17 protein-coding genes are annotated in these 13,894 nt (G+C 57.2%); 9 read left to right on the forward strand and 8 right to left on the reverse strand.

Annotation, left to right across the window (positions count from 1 at the left end; all coding sequences use genetic code 11):
• Window positions 1–54: 54 nt before the first annotated feature.
• Genes AC2TAD_RS03195 through AC2TAD_RS03205 form a run of 3 tightly spaced genes read left to right on the forward strand, consistent with a single transcriptional unit; the run spans window position 55 to window position 1,903 of the window.
• Window positions 55–483 (forward strand): VOC family protein, encoded by a 429-nt coding sequence (locus AC2TAD_RS03195; protein WP_170752437.1) that lies wholly within the window; start codon window positions 55–57, stop codon window positions 481–483.
• Complete coding sequence (locus AC2TAD_RS03200; protein ID WP_480865888.1) at window positions 480–1,184, forward strand: DUF1194 domain-containing protein; 705 nt, start codon at window positions 480–482, stop codon at window positions 1,182–1,184. Before AC2TAD_RS03195 ends, AC2TAD_RS03200 begins: the two co-directional genes overlap by 4 nt.
• Window positions 1,181–1,903, forward strand: a complete 723-nt coding sequence (locus AC2TAD_RS03205; RefSeq protein WP_480865890.1) for a DUF1194 domain-containing protein — start codon at window positions 1,181–1,183, stop codon at window positions 1,901–1,903. The genes AC2TAD_RS03200 and AC2TAD_RS03205 overlap by 4 nt, the downstream gene beginning before the upstream one ends.
• Here the strand turns inward: AC2TAD_RS03205 and AC2TAD_RS03210 are convergent, their stop codons facing one another.
• The 3 genes from AC2TAD_RS03210 to AC2TAD_RS03220 form a co-directional block, all read right to left on the reverse strand.
• A complete protein-coding gene (locus AC2TAD_RS03210) occupies window positions 1,904–2,401 on the reverse strand; it encodes a MarR family winged helix-turn-helix transcriptional regulator (protein WP_170354630.1) in 498 nt (165 codons plus the stop codon).
• A 78-nt stretch (window positions 2,402–2,479) separates the two neighbouring features.
• A complete protein-coding gene (locus AC2TAD_RS03215; RefSeq protein ID WP_480865891.1) occupies window positions 2,480–2,737 on the reverse strand; it encodes a succinate dehydrogenase assembly factor 2 in 258 nt (85 codons plus the stop codon).
• Window positions 2,734–3,126, reverse strand: a complete 393-nt coding sequence (locus AC2TAD_RS03220; RefSeq protein WP_480865893.1) for a helix-turn-helix domain-containing protein — start codon at window positions 3,124–3,126, stop codon at window positions 2,734–2,736. The genes AC2TAD_RS03215 and AC2TAD_RS03220 overlap by 4 nt, the downstream gene beginning before the upstream one ends.
• A gap of 91 nt (window positions 3,127–3,217) precedes the next feature.
• Between AC2TAD_RS03220 and AC2TAD_RS03225 the strand changes: the two genes are divergently transcribed.
• Together AC2TAD_RS03225 and AC2TAD_RS03230 are read left to right on the forward strand one after the other, a co-directional pair.
• Window positions 3,218–4,420, forward strand: coding sequence for a pyridoxal phosphate-dependent aminotransferase (locus tag AC2TAD_RS03225; RefSeq protein WP_480865895.1), 1,203 nt, complete (start codon window positions 3,218–3,220; stop codon window positions 4,418–4,420).
• Window positions 4,421–4,433: 13 nt separating this feature from the next.
• A complete protein-coding gene (locus tag AC2TAD_RS03230) occupies window positions 4,434–4,835 on the forward strand; it encodes a hypothetical protein (RefSeq protein WP_170752425.1) in 402 nt (133 codons plus the stop codon).
• On the opposite strand, the gene AC2TAD_RS03235 is transcribed toward AC2TAD_RS03230, so the two are convergent.
• Together AC2TAD_RS03235 and ppk2 are read right to left on the reverse strand one after the other, a co-directional pair.
• A complete protein-coding gene (locus tag AC2TAD_RS03235; RefSeq protein WP_170752423.1) occupies window positions 4,832–6,193 on the reverse strand; it encodes an MATE family efflux transporter in 1,362 nt (453 codons plus the stop codon). The genes AC2TAD_RS03230 and AC2TAD_RS03235 overlap by 4 nt on opposite strands.
• 105 nt (window positions 6,194–6,298) lie before the next feature.
• Window positions 6,299–7,207: a polyphosphate kinase 2 gene (gene ppk2 / locus AC2TAD_RS03240; RefSeq protein WP_170354636.1), complete on the reverse strand. Its 909-nt coding sequence runs from the start codon at window positions 7,205–7,207 to the stop codon at window positions 6,299–6,301.
• Window positions 7,208–7,335: 128 nt separating this feature from the next.
• Here ppk2 and AC2TAD_RS03245 point away from each other — a divergent pair, with 128 nt between their 5' ends.
• The gene (locus AC2TAD_RS03245; protein WP_480865896.1) at window positions 7,336–8,211 is read left to right on the forward strand and encodes an alpha/beta fold hydrolase; all 876 of its coding nucleotides are present in this window, start codon (window positions 7,336–7,338) and stop codon (window positions 8,209–8,211) included.
• 4 nt (window positions 8,212–8,215) lie between these two features.
• Here the strand turns inward: AC2TAD_RS03245 and AC2TAD_RS03250 are convergent, their stop codons facing one another.
• Both AC2TAD_RS03250 and AC2TAD_RS03255 read right to left on the reverse strand, forming a co-directional pair.
• Window positions 8,216–8,824, reverse strand: coding sequence for a peroxidase-related enzyme (locus AC2TAD_RS03250; protein ID WP_170354638.1), 609 nt, complete (start codon window positions 8,822–8,824; stop codon window positions 8,216–8,218).
• 91 nt (window positions 8,825–8,915) lie between these two features.
• Complete coding sequence (locus AC2TAD_RS03255) at window positions 8,916–9,728, reverse strand: class I SAM-dependent methyltransferase (protein WP_170752415.1); 813 nt, start codon at window positions 9,726–9,728, stop codon at window positions 8,916–8,918.
• A gap of 172 nt (window positions 9,729–9,900) precedes the next feature.
• Between AC2TAD_RS03255 and parE the strand changes: the two genes are divergently transcribed.
• From parE to AC2TAD_RS03270, 3 genes are all read left to right on the forward strand, one after another.
• Window positions 9,901–11,859 carry a DNA topoisomerase IV subunit B gene (parE, locus tag AC2TAD_RS03260; RefSeq protein WP_170354640.1) on the forward strand — a complete coding sequence of 653 codons (1,959 nt, stop codon included), beginning with the start codon at window positions 9,901–9,903 and terminating at the stop codon, window positions 11,857–11,859.
• A gap of 9 nt (window positions 11,860–11,868) precedes the next feature.
• Window positions 11,869–12,561, forward strand: a complete 693-nt coding sequence (locus tag AC2TAD_RS03265) for a hypothetical protein (protein ID WP_480865898.1) — start codon at window positions 11,869–11,871, stop codon at window positions 12,559–12,561.
• Between the two features lie 259 nt (window positions 12,562–12,820).
• Window positions 12,821–13,102 carry a hypothetical protein gene (locus AC2TAD_RS03270; RefSeq protein WP_480865900.1) on the forward strand — a complete coding sequence of 94 codons (282 nt, stop codon included), beginning with the start codon at window positions 12,821–12,823 and terminating at the stop codon, window positions 13,100–13,102.
• On the opposite strand, the gene AC2TAD_RS03275 is transcribed toward AC2TAD_RS03270, so the two are convergent.
• The gene (locus AC2TAD_RS03275; protein ID WP_170752407.1) at window positions 13,092–13,871 is read right to left on the reverse strand and encodes an alpha/beta hydrolase; all 780 of its coding nucleotides are present in this window, start codon (window positions 13,869–13,871) and stop codon (window positions 13,092–13,094) included. The two genes, AC2TAD_RS03270 and AC2TAD_RS03275, sit on opposite strands and share 11 nt — an antisense overlap.
• Window positions 13,872–13,894 lie beyond the last annotated feature (23 nt).

The following is a 13,894-nucleotide window of genomic DNA, read 5'->3' on the forward strand; positions in this document are numbered from 1 at the left end:
CTACGTTAGCGCGCTAAGGTGCATGGCATCACCTGAACAAAAAAGGAAACCGCAATGGGGCTGACATACCTCCACACCATGGTCCGTGTGAAAGATCTTGAGAAATCCATGGCGTTTTACGAACTGCTGGGGCTACAAGAAACCCGCCGGTATGACAGTGAACAGGGGCGGTTTTCGCTGATCTTCATGGCGCCTCCGGGGCAAGAAGATCGTCCGATCGAGCTGACATATAACTGGGATGGCGACGACGGATTACCTGGCGATAGCCGCCATTTCGGTCATTTGGCCTACGGGGTCGATAATATCTATGAAATGTGCCAACTGCTTCAAGATAATGGCGTCGTGATCAACCGGCCGCCGCGTGACGGGCGCATGGCGTTTGTGCGCTCGCCCGACAACATTTCGGTCGAGCTGCTGCAAAACGGCGACGCGCTGGACCCCGCCGAACCCTGGGCCAGCATGGAGAGCACCGGACATTGGTGATCCGCTGGCTGGCAACCTTGGGCTTGGCCGTATTGGCCAGCCCCTTGCGGGCCGAGACCTGCCGACTGGCGCTTGCCTTGGCGATGGACATATCGACCTCGGTGGACGCCACTGAAGACACATTGCAAAGGCAGGGTCTGGCCGCAGCTCTTGTCGCGCCTGAAGTGACCAAGGCGTTTTTCTCATCGCCAATGCCCGTCGCGCTTGCGGTCTATGAATGGAGCGGGCGCAGCACGCAGCGCGTCATTCTGAACTGGTCGATGATCCGTACACGGGCGGATTTGCTGGCTGCAGCCACGACGATACAGCAATCAGTTCGTTCCGATAGCGGTTCGGCCACGGCGATGGGATATGCGTTGGCCTTTGGTGCGACACTGATGCAGCAAGCCCCGCCCTGCCTTTTCCAGACCATTGATCTGTCTGGTGATGGGTCGAACAATGACGGGTACGGGCCGGATTCGGCCTACCGCCACTTTCCGTTTCAGGACGTCGTGGTGAACGGGCTGGTCATCAACGCTGCTGATTTCGAAGGCGAGCTGTTCCTTATCCCGTTTTTCGAGAACAATGTCCTGCATGGCCCCGGCGCTTTTCTTGAAGTGGCGCAAGGGTTCGAAGACTTCGAGCGCGCCATGCGCCGGAAGCTTGAGAGGGAATTGCAAGGCCTGCAAATCGGCGCTTTGTCCGGTGAAGCGCCAAAATGATCCGGTACCTTGCCGCTGTCGCAGCCTTTTTGGGAACACCCGCCCTGTCTGAGTGCAGACAGGCTCTTGCATTGGGTCTGGATGTCTCTGGCTCGGTCGATAGCGCCGAATACAGTTTGCAACTCGGTGGTCTGGCCGCTGCCCTGCAACAACCCAAGGTCAAGCAACTGCTTCTTTCGGGCCTTGGTCCTGCGGTGCGGCTCGCCGTATTCGAATGGAGTGAGGCCAGTCATCAGCACATGCTGCTGGACTGGACAGAAATCCGATCCGAGGAACAACTGGTTGGCATTTCAAACCTGTTAAACTCGGTAATGCGCAGCTCGGCGCCTCAGGGGACAGCAGTTGGATCGGCAATGCTGTTTGGCGCTGAATTACTGTCCCAACAGCCCGAGTGCTGGAAGCAAACGCTGGACCTTTCTGGCGACGGAAAGCACAACATTGGCCCTCACCCCCGCGAGGTGAAACAAGCACTGCAAGCCAGCGGGATCACCGTCAACGGTCTGGTTATCGGCCCCGATGACGCCAATGTCGGGGACAAGCGCGACGTACAGATCAGTGAGTTATCCGCTTACTACAATGCCTGGGTCATTCTGGGCCCCGACGCCTTTGTCGAGGTTGCCGTCGGGTTCGAAGCTTATGAGGATGCGATGACCCGCAAGCTAATCCGCGAGCTTGAGGGCTTGGTCCTGTCCGACGCCAGGCCATACACCCGACCCTGATCAGTAAATATAACGGATCTGGTCCGTCCAATACCGTTCAACCCGACGGAGAGAGGTGGTGATGTCCTCAATCCCCTCAAGCCCCAACACGCCACGTGACTGCAAACCATCGGCATGGCGCGCGAACAGCTCGGACACAGTGTCACGAATTTCACGTCCACGCGGCGTCAGACGCACACGGACCGAACGGCGGTCAATCTCGCAACGCTGGTGGTGCATATAGCCCATCTCAACCAGCTTTTTCAGGTTATAGCTGACATTACTGCCCTGGTAATATCCCCGGCTTTTCAGCTCACCTGCCGTGACTTCATGATCGCCGATGTTGAAAAGCAGCAATGCCTGAACCGCGTTGATTTCAAGTACGCCGACACGTTCGAACTCGTCCTTGATGACGTCCAAAAGCAGACGGTGCAGCCGTTCGACAAGGGCAAGCGCCTCAAGATAACTGGTCATGAAGCCCTTGGCCCCGTGCGCGGAGACCTGCATTTCCATACTCATCCGATCCTCCGATTCAATCGCGCTGTTTCAGGCAGAATGAATCGAAAAACCGAAAATTCGGTTAAACCGTCTTTTTCTTTATTTTTGAAATGTTTGTGCGATATCAGTTATCAGATCCCCGAACCGCTCTGGGGCGGTGACCTGCCCGGTCACCCATTGATACAGGTCCTGATCATTTTCGTGCAGCAGCGCATCATAGGTTTCCAACCCCGCACTGTCCATCGCCGCCAAATTGCGTTCGGCATACGCTTGAAGGATCAGGTCCATTTCCTTAATCCCCCGGCGCATGGAGCGCATTTTCAATCGCTTGATCTGAACGTCACGCGGCTCGGTCATTGATTTCGCACCAACATCAGGCGCACGCGTTTCTCCAACTTGGCGGCCCGTTCGGCGCTGGCCCGCATCTCGCCACGGATGGCGCGCAACTCGGTCACGACTTCAACAAGCTCAGGCGCGTTTTCCACCACTTCAACCGGGGCATCCATGCCCTCACCCTCGCCAGTCAAAAGCCACATGATCGAGACGTTGATCATTCCAGCCATCATCGACAAACGGTTGGCGCGCGGCTCAGACAGGTCGTTTTCCCAAGCGACGATCGTGGCCTTCTTGACGCCAAGCCGCCGCGCAAGCTGCGATTGCGTCATACCTGCCGCTTCACGCGCGCCTGCCAGCCGGTCGCCAAAAGTTGCTGATTCCGGGCCGTACCAGTCGCTTTCGTCGTTCATTCGCGTCTCCAATTCCACTGTGCATATCGCTTGATCGTCATTCGGGCGCACCCTATGACAGACAGGTTGAACATACAAACCGAGGCCCATCATGAGTTTCCTGTCTGCGACACTGTCACGCGTAAAACCATCACCGACCATCGCAATGACAGCGAAAGCCGCCGAATTGAAGGCCGCAGGGCGCGACGTCATCGGACTGAGCGCGGGCGAACCCGATTTCGACACGCCGCAGAACATCAAGGACGCGGCTGTCGCCGCCATTGCCGCGGGGAAAACGAAATACACCGCGCCCGATGGCATCCCCGAGTTGAAACAGGCGGCTTGTGCCAAAATGAAACGTGATCACGGGTTGGACTATAAGCCTGCCCAGATCTCGGTAGGTACCGGCGGCAAGCAGACGCTGTATAACGCCTTAATTGCTACCATGAACGACGGCGATGAGGTGATCATCCCCGCCCCCTACTGGGTCAGCTATCCCGATATGGTTCTGCTGGCAGGCGGCACGCCGGTCGTGGTGGAAACAACCTTGGAAAACCAGTTCAAGCTGACAGCCGAACAGCTTGAGGCCGCGATCACGCCGAACACCAAGTGGTTCATCTTCAACTCTCCTTCCAACCCTACTGGTGCGGGTTACAGCCGGACCGAGCTAAAGGCGTTAACCGATGTGCTGATGCGCCATCCGCATGTTTGGATCATGTCTGATGATATGTATGAACATCTCGCCTATGACGGGTTCGAATTTTGCACTCCGGCTGAGGTCGAACCCGGCCTGTATGAGCGCACACTAACCTGTAACGGTGTGTCCAAAGCCTATGCCATGACCGGCTGGCGGATCGGGTATGCCGCAGGCCCGGCCGAGTTGATCGCAGCGATGCGCAAGATCCAATCGCAGTCGACCTCGAACCCTTGTTCGGTCAGCCAATGGGCTGCGGTCGAGGCGCTGAACGGCACGCAGGATTTTCTGGCCCCCAATGCCGAGACATTCAAACGACGCCGCGATCTTGTGGTGAAGATGCTAAACCAGATCGACGGCATCACCTGCCCCACGCCCGAAGGTGCTTTTTACGTCTATCCTTCGATCGCGGGTCTGATCGGAAAAACAACCCCGGCGGGTACCGTGATCGCATCGGATGAGGCATTTGCCACAGCGTTGCTGGAAGAGGCTGACGTTGCCGTTGTTTTTGGTGCCGCGTTTGGCTTGTCTCCGAATTTCCGTGTCAGCTATGCTACATCGGATGAGGCGCTGACCGAGGCTTGCACCCGCATCCAAAATTTCTGCGCTGCACTGACCTGAGCCCGGAGGCCGTATGGCGACTGAACTGCCCGAATACTATTTCCGTATCCGCGAGAATGGAGCTGCGGTATTCCGGATCGACACTGAAAACCGCCAGCAACGGATCGAGATGGACCAGATCGCCGTCATCAACATCCGAAATGGCGAGGTCAAACCGCAAGGCCAGCGCACCCTGACCGAAGCCGACCAAGCCGAAATCGCGCGCTGGATGGAGGCGCGCAAGGCCTTGCTGGCCCAGCGCGACATGGATGATATCCACCGGGCCGTGGATTACCTGAACCTGACGACTCAATGGGCACAGTCAAAGGCGACCGATGATCAGCTTGAGGATGTGACCGACAGATTGTTGATGGCCATGCATGACCTGCGCAGCGTCCTCGTGCGCAAAAAGGCGGATCGACTCAGCAAGGGCTAAGCCGCCACCGGCACAGACCGAACCGATCGCATCCAGAACCGTGCCATCAGAAGCACCGCCGCACAAGCCAGCCCCAGAACAAGACCCAGCCAGACTCCAATTCCGTCCATCCCCCGGACAAAGCCAAAGTAATACGACGCTGGAATGCCCACGACCCAATAGCTAAGCCCCGCCATTACCATCGGCACTTTGGCGTCCTGCAAACCACGCAACAGGCCCAGCGCAATCACCTGCGCGCCATCCACCAGTTGGAACAGGGCCGCCATGGCCAGCAACCCGGTGCCAATCAACAGGATTTCCCCCCGCTGCGGATCGTCTGTTTCCATAAACAACGAGATCAACGGCTCGGCGCAGGTCAGGAACAGGATGACCGTCAGCACCGACATCACCAAAGACATGCCCGTTACGGCAATCGCGCCTTTTTCCAGATGCGCCCGGTCCTTGCGCCCCAGCGCGTTGCCCGCTCGGATCGTGGCTGCGTTCGACAGGCCCAGATGCACCATGAACGTAGCCGAGGCCAAATTCAGCGCGATCCCGTGCGCCGCCAGCGGCACCTGACCCAGCCACCCCATCATGATCGCGGACATCGCAAACAAGCTAACCTCGGCCAGAGTAGTCAATCCGATGGGCACGCCCAGACGCAGGACGCTGAAGAAGAACTCCCAATCCGGGCGCCAGAAACGCTGAAACAGGCTGTGTTCGGGCAAGACACGCACCGCATAGATCACCACAAAGACCAGCGAAACGATCTGTGTAACCACCGAGGCCACGGCGGCGCCGATCACGCCCATCTCGGGCGCGCCCCAGTTCCCGAAGATCAGCGCATAGTTAGTTAGGCCGTTGACCACGGCGGCTGTTACCGTAATCCAAAGAACGATCTGGGTCCGTTCCAACGCGGCCAGATAAGACTTCAAGACCATCACGATAAGCGCCGGGAACAGGCCCCACCCAGCAACCCGCAGGTACTGGGAAGCCGTTCGCGCAACATCAGGGTCCTGATCCAAAGCAATCAGGATCGGGTAGGACCACCATAGCAACGGCATCATAAGAGCCGCATAGATCAGTGACAGCCACAACCCCATGCGGGTCGAGCGGCGAATACTCGTTTCGTCCTCTTCCGCAGCGGCCGTGGCGACGATAGGCATAACGGCCCAGCCGAACCCGGCCCCGAACAGAAACAGCACGAAATAGTAGCTGCTGGCCAAGGTTACAGCAGCCAAAGCCTCGACCCCGTACCAGCCCAGCATGATTGTATCGGTCAAGCCGATCGCGAACTGCGCCAGATGCCCGCCCACCAACGGCAGGCCGAGCACGGCGATGGCCCGGAAGTGGCCGCGATATGTCATCACCTTGTTCATTGCCCCAGCCTTATGCCCGGCTAGAAGCCGGGACAAGACCAGATCAACGAAATTTCAAGATGAGACTCATTATCAAGAGCCGGTAGTCAGCTTCAAATGGCCCTTTCAAGCGTCCGGATGCAGAGACGTACCCAGTATGTGCTCGGACCGATGGATCACGTGATGTGCCTGCCCGACGATCAGAGGATCCGGATCGCTTACGATGTCATGGTTCTTACCGGGATAGTCCAGCGTCGACAGGAAGTGGCGCATCGTGTTCAGACGGGCACGTTTCTTGTCGTTGGACTTGATGATCGTCCAGGGCGCATCGGCCGTATCGGTGTAGAAGAACATCGCCTCTTTCGCCTCGGTGTAGTCGTCCCACTTGCTAAGACTCGCCTTATCGATCGGTGACAATTTCCACTGTTTCAGCGGGTCGGTTTCACGGCTTTTGAACCGGCGCTGTTGCTCTTCCTGCGTGACTGAGAACCAGTATTTGTAAAGCTGAATGCCAGAGCGCACCAGCATCCGCTCAAAATCCGGGGTCTGACGCATGAACTCCAGATACTCATTGGGCGAACAAAAGCCCATCACCCGCTCAACGCCCGCGCGGTTGTACCAGGAGCGGTCATAAAACACCATTTCGCCCACGGTCGGCAGTTCCTGAATATAGCGCTGGTAATACCACTGACCCTTTTCTTCCCAGGTGGGTTTGTTCAACGCGACCACACGGGCCTGACGCGGGTTCAGGTGCTCCATGAACCGTTTGATCGTGCCACCCTTTCCAGCAGCGTCGCGGCCTTCAAACAACAACACAAACCGCTGACCCGTCTCTTGCGCCCACAGCTGAACCTTCAGCAACTCGGCCTGCAACTCGGCCTTTTGCGCCTCATACGTCCTGCGCGCCATTTTGCGACCATAGGGGTATTTGCCGCTTTCAAAAGCCAGGCGAATTTTCTCGGGACTGGGCGCTGCAGAGGCGGGCACCACAGTAACGGGCGTTTCTGTCTTTTCTATCTGTGCCGCTGTTTCCATTCAGTTTCTCCTTGCTAAGCTTGTTAGATGAAAGGCTAACAGGGACCGGCACTTCGCGCTTTGATTGGTGTCAAATTGCTGTATCTTAGGTGCTCTGTATTTCGATTTCAGACCATAGGGTTAGCCCCATGAACAGCAGGTTTGTCACACTCAACGGTCAGCCGTTTTTTCTACGCAGCTGGGGTGATCCAAATTTGCCCACGCTGCTGCTGCTGCACGGCTTTCCAGAATATGGCGGCGCATGGGCCGATCTGGCACCGTACCTCGCCCCGCACTACCATTGTGTTGCGCCCGATCAGCGCGGTTACGGGCAAAGCTGGGTGCCGGAAAGCGTTGGCCACTACACCCTGTCCAACCTGGTGACGGACATGGCCGCACTGATCGAAACGCAGGGCGGGCCTGTAACGGTTCTGGGTCACGATTGGGGGGCTTCGGTGGCCTATGGCCTGGCTATGTTTCGGCCCGAACTGGTCGACCGCCTGATCATCGCGAACGGAGTTCATCCGGTTCCATTTCAGCGCGCCATGGCGGCCGGAGGAGCGCAGTCCGCAGCCTCGCAATATATCAATGACCTGCGCGCCGAGGACGCAGCCGATCGATTTTCAGCCAATAACTTCGCCCTGCTTGAACGTTTCTTCAGATACGGCATGGGGTTGGATTGGTTGTCTGATCATCAGATGCAAGACTATCGCACCGAGTGGGGTCGGCCCGGTCGGTTGAACGCTATGTTGAACTGGTATCGCGCTTCTCCTTTGGTGGTGGCCAAACCGGGCGAGCCTTTGACGGACCTGCCCGAGTTGCCGGTAGAGCGCCTGATGGTCCGATGCCCGCATCTGCTTCTTTGGGGACCGGAAGACAAAGCGCTGCTGCCAGAGGCGACCTCTGGGCTCGAAACCTTCGCGCCCGACCTGAAGCGTGTCGACATTCCCGGTGCCGATCACTGGCTGCATCACCAACGACCTGATGCAATGGCGCAGGCAATTCTGGACTGGAGCGGTGCCTGACGGCCTAGCGATGCCCCCAATCCGCCGGGTCCTCGGAGTTGTTGGGAGATAGTCCCAAAACATCCCCATCGGTGTCGCACCCCAGCCCCAGAACAGTGCGGTTGGCATACGAGAAATAGGCGCAGACCTGATTAATCTCGAGTATCTGGCCGTCATCCCACCCCGCCGCGCGTAACGCGTCGATATCTGCTTCTGTCATATCCGCCGGTGCCTGAGTCAACATGCGCGCATAATGCATCCCAGCGACCTGCGCGGCATCCAAAGGGGCGGTATCTGGCGCTTTGGCCTCAATCGCTGCACGAATAGCTTCTGCGCGTGCAGGATCGTCCAGCAAACGCTGTAGACCACTGAAGTGATGCTCGACACAGTATCCACAACGATTCAACGAACTGACCCAGACGCCCAGAACCTCGAGAAACCATTTCGGAATGGTGTTGGCCGAATGGTGCAACACGTTTTTGTACAACGCCATGTGGCCTTCCATCGAATGCGGGCGCAGGGAATGCACCATCATGATGTTGTCAACGTTGTTCCCCGGCCCGGTGACCCGTTCATACAGTTTCTTCAGTCGACCTGTTGCCTGCTCGAAGGGCACCGTCTTGATCCAACTCATTCCACTTCCTTACGATTTTGGTCGCGTCAATCACAGATTGAGTTGTTACCGGCGATGCCCCAGGAGGCAAGCTTCGATTTCAAAGGTGGGGTTAATCCATTTGTCCGACAAAAGTCGTGGCCGACAAGGGCATCACCATGTCCTCTGACCCAAATCGCTGATCCAATGCCTTTGCCATTTCCACCGCGACCTCCTCGGGATCGGCACCGCCGCGCTCTTTTATTTCGTCCACCAAAGGGTTTCCGAACACCAAAGCGCGCGAGAATGCCGCGGGATCCAGGATCTTTTTACTCAACCGTATCGTCTGGAATGTCACATTGTGCCAACCGGCGGCGGACAAGTCAGCCAATACGGCCTGCGGGTCTCCGTAGTGAAACGGAACTTGGTAAAAACCCGGAGGGTCGTCCGGGAAGACCTGCGCAACAACGTCCTGAGCCATCTGCGAAACCGGGTTTTCAGCCATAGAACTCCAGACATTAAAAACGTAACGCCCTCGGGGTTTCAGCACTCTCGCGGCCTCACGGAACGAGGCGACTTTGTCGGGAAAAAACATCACGCCAAACTGACACACCATTAAATCGAACTTTGGTGTTTCGAATGGCAGTTCCATCGCGTTGACAACGTCAAAACGAACGTTTTCCGAGCTAGAAAACTTAGTCTTGGCAACATCCAACATCGGCGCGTTCAAATCAGTGACCAGCAGGTTTGCTGCTGCAGGCAACTGATCTCGGAGCATTCTGCTGACTATGCCGGTTCCGGCTGCAAGTTCGACCACTTCGCTAGCGGGTTCGCTGCAACATGTCTCGACCAAGTGTTGTGCGTAATCGACGAAAATATTTGGTCCAAGACCAGTGTCATAATATGTCGGAATGTCACCAATAAACTCTGCGGAATTTGCCGTCATCCAATTGCCCCTAGTTGATAGAAAATACAAACTGCCCCCATCTTAGTCGAAAACAGGCCATATACGAAAACCCGCGTGATCCTCGCATTTTTCTACAACACTTCGCGCCCCTCTTCCCCCGGACTACATCACCTGCCATAATGGATAAAACTCAAAAACAAGAGCAGCACCGATGCCCGACGATCTGTTGACGCCTGAAGCGACTTCCACCTATGACGCCTCCTCGATCGAGGTGCTTGAAGGGCTGGAACCCGTTCGCAAACGCCCCGGCATGTATATCGGCGGCACGGATGAGCGCGCGCTGCATCACATGGTGGCCGAAATCCTCGACAACTCGATGGACGAGGCGGTCGCCGGTCACGCCAACCGGATCGAGGTCGAGCTGCACGCAGATTACGCCCTGACCGTGCGCGACAACGGGCGCGGTATCCCAATTGATCCACATCCGAAATTCCCGGACAAATCCGCGCTTGAAGTCATTCTGTGTACCCTGCACGCGGGTGGTAAATTCTCGGGCAAGGCCTATCAGACCTCGGGCGGTCTGCATGGGGTTGGTGCCTCGGTGGTGAACGCCCTGTCGGACTCGATGGTCGTACAGGTAGCGCGGGACAAGACGCTGTTCGAACAACGGTTCTCACGCGGTATCCCCTTGGGACCGGTCGAGAAAATCGGTGCGGCTCCCAACCGGCGCGGCACCACCGTGACATTCCACGCCGATGCCGAAATCTTTGGCCACCACAAGTTCAAACCGGCGCGGTTGTTCAAATCCATCCGGTCCAAGGCCTATCTGTTCTCGGGCGTGGAAATCCGCTGGAAATCCGCCATCGACGACGGCGAAACCCCGACCGAGGCCACGTTCCATTTCCCCGGCGGCCTGTCTGATTACCTCAAGGAGACGATGAACGGCTCGTCCACCTACGCCGAGCAGCCCTTCGCAGGCACCGTGGACTTCACCGAGAAGTTCGGGACACCGGGCAAGGTCGAATGGGCGATCAACTGGACACCTTCGCGCGATGGGTTCATCCAATCCTACTGTAACACCGTCCCCACCCCCGAAGGCGGCACACACGTGGCGGGATTCTGGGCCGCGATCCTCAAGGGGATCAAGGCTTATGGTGAGCTGATCAACAACAAGAAAGCCGCGCAGATCACCCGCGAAGACCTGATCACCGGCGGCTGCGCGCTGGTGTCCTGCTTTATCCGCGAGCCGGAATTCGTCGGCCAGACCAAAGACCGTCTGGCCACGGTCGAGGCCCAGCGACTGGTTGAGAATTCGGTCCGCGACCATTTCGATAACTGGCTGGCCGCGGACACGAAATCTGCCGGCGCGATCCTCGACTTTGTGATACTCCGAGCCGAGGAGCGTCTGCGCCGACGAGCCGAGAAAGAGACACAACGTAAATCCGCCACTAAAAAACTTCGTCTTCCCGGCAAGCTGGTGGACTGTAGTAGTTCAACACGGGACGGCACCGAATTATTCATTGTCGAGGGCGACTCGGCCGGTGGCTCGGCCAAAATGGGGCGTGACCGCAAAACGCAGGCCCTGCTGCCCCTGCGCGGCAAAATCCTGAACGTGCTGGGCGCGGCCAGTTCGAAACTGGGCACCAATGCCGAGATCAACGATCTGACCCAAGCGCTGGGTGTGGGCCTTGGCACCAAGTTCAACGTCGACGACCTACGCTATGACAAGGTCATCATCATGACCGACGCGGATGTGGACGGCGCGCATATTGCGTCCTTGCTGATGACGTTCTTCTTCACCCAGATGCGGCCAATGATCGACGCGGGCCACCTGTATCTGGCCTGCCCGCCTCTGTATCGCCTGACCCAAGGCGCCAAACGCGTCTATTGCCTGGACGAGGCCGAGCGCGACGAATGGCTGGAAAAAGGTCTGGGCGGCAAAGGCAAGATCGACGTCTCACGATTCAAAGGTCTGGGCGAAATGGACGCCAAGGACCTGAAAGAGACAACCATGGACCCCGCCTCCCGCAAACTGATCCGCGTCACGATTGACGAGGACGAACCCGGCGAAACCGGAGACCTGGTCGAGCGCCTGATGGGCAAAAAACCCGAACTGCGGTTCCAGTATATTCAGGAGAACGCGCGGTTTGTGGAGGAGTTGGATGTTTGAGGAAAGTAATTGAACAAGCTTTTATTGTTTGGAGTTTTTGTAACCACGCTCTACGCTATTTTTCTTACATACCTATTGGTAGAAAACTGGGGTGAGTTTTCCTCGTTAGACCCCAATGAATGGGGTGACTTTTTAGCCGGTTCACTAGGGCCTGTAGCCGTATTTTGGCTAATTCTTGGCTATTTTCAACAAGGTCGAGAACTGCAGCACAGCGTCGAAGCCTTGAATCTGCAAGCTGCAGAACTAAAGAACGCAGTTGGCCAACAAAAGACAATGGTCGGTGTAACCCGACGCCAATTGGAAATTGAAGAAGCAGCGTTCAAGGAGAATTCGTGGATGAGACAAGAGGCTGAGATGCCTCATTTAGTCGTCTCGCGGCACAGGCACGGGACGAATTACGGCCACCCATTCTATGAATACAAGATCACTAATATTGGCAAATCGGCGGTCAGAATTAGCCTATCGATATCGCCCACGCTGGAGAAGGTTTACCCCCTTGAATTCAGGGCAGTACCAAGCAACGGGGAAGTCACATTCGAAGTTGTATTTGACAATGAGACGGAACAGGTAGACTTCCAACAAACTCACGAATTGACACTCATTTCAGAGAACCAAATGGGCCGCACGAAAATCCAGCCCTACGACTTGAAGGGAACTGAGGTGGTTCAGACGCGCACTACGGTCGAAACGGTGGCGTGGTAGCCTACAAACATGTTGACTTCCTAAACGAGTTTAGGATGCGTACGCACCCACCCTCGGGCCGGGAGCGTACATTGTGCTTCCCAACATGCATTAGTTGGATAGCGCGGGACGCCCCCCCAAACGATCTTCAAACACGCCCCTTGCCTAACCCGTTGATCCCGTTCACACTTACTCTCAACCCGTCATGCAAGAACGACATTTGAGGTTCCCGAGCGTCCAAGAGCCATTTGACCCACTGATCTCTCAACGGGAGGACGACATGAAGACATTACCCCTCGGGCTGGCCCTGACTCTGCTGGCCAGCCAAGTGACCGCGCAACAAACGCTCAGCACTGCATCGCCAATTCCGGATGGGGCTGAGACCCGGTTTTGCTATTACGCAGGCATGGCCTATTCACAGGACGCTTTTGTCGTGATCTTCGGCGACAATACTGTGACCGACACGATCAGTACCCGTGAAGAGCACCTACTGCGCTGTGTCAAGAACGACGACGGCTCACTCAGCTGGAAACCCCAAAGCAGCTTTCAGATCAGTCGGTGACACCCGGCGTCTGATCCAGCCAATCCGCGATCTGTCCGGCCGGTCCTTCCCAGCCGGGCTCCATAAACAGAAAATGCGCGTGGTTCTCGGCGGGTAGAAAGGTTGCGCGGTCGCCGTAGAGTTTCGCCAACGCGCGGCAGGTGTTGGGGTTCACGGCCCGGTCCTCGGTGCCGGAAACGATCAGGACGGGACAGTCGACCTTGTCGATATCCACCTTCATCGCGTGGTGGTCGTCGAACATCCAAAAGAACATCTCGAACATCACTCGCCCGCTTTCGGGGCCGAGTTGGTCGAACACCTCATGCTGCTGCGCTTCGGGCATTTTATTCAGCGCAAAGGGCGCCATCAGGTCGAAATCAACCCGCATGGGCTGTTTCCAGAATGCCCCGCCCTCCATCAGCGCACGCGGCACGGCGCGCTCATCATCGGTTTCAGGCAACGTCCCCCAGGCAGCGTTCGGGTTGATCAGAACAATGGCGCTGGCCAGCCCGCGAGACGCCACCTGCTGCGCCACAACCCCCGCGATGGCGTGGCCGAGCAGCACTGGCTTGCTGTCCAGCCCCTGCACGAATGCGGCGATGTCATCGGCGTAGTCCATGACGCTGGTGTCGGTCAGGCCGGGATCGGGCTCGGCCTTAGGGTCGCCGCCATGGTAGCGCAGCGCAGGGGTGTGAACCGTCCAGCCGCGCGCGCGGAAGAAGCCCGCGTAATCCTCCATACACCACGGCCCGGCAAAGGCCCCGTGGATCAGAACAATCTCTTTGGTCATGAAAATCTCCCTCACCTGCACAC

The sequence above is a fragment of the Ruegeria sp. HKCCD7628 genome (assembly GCF_057221005.1).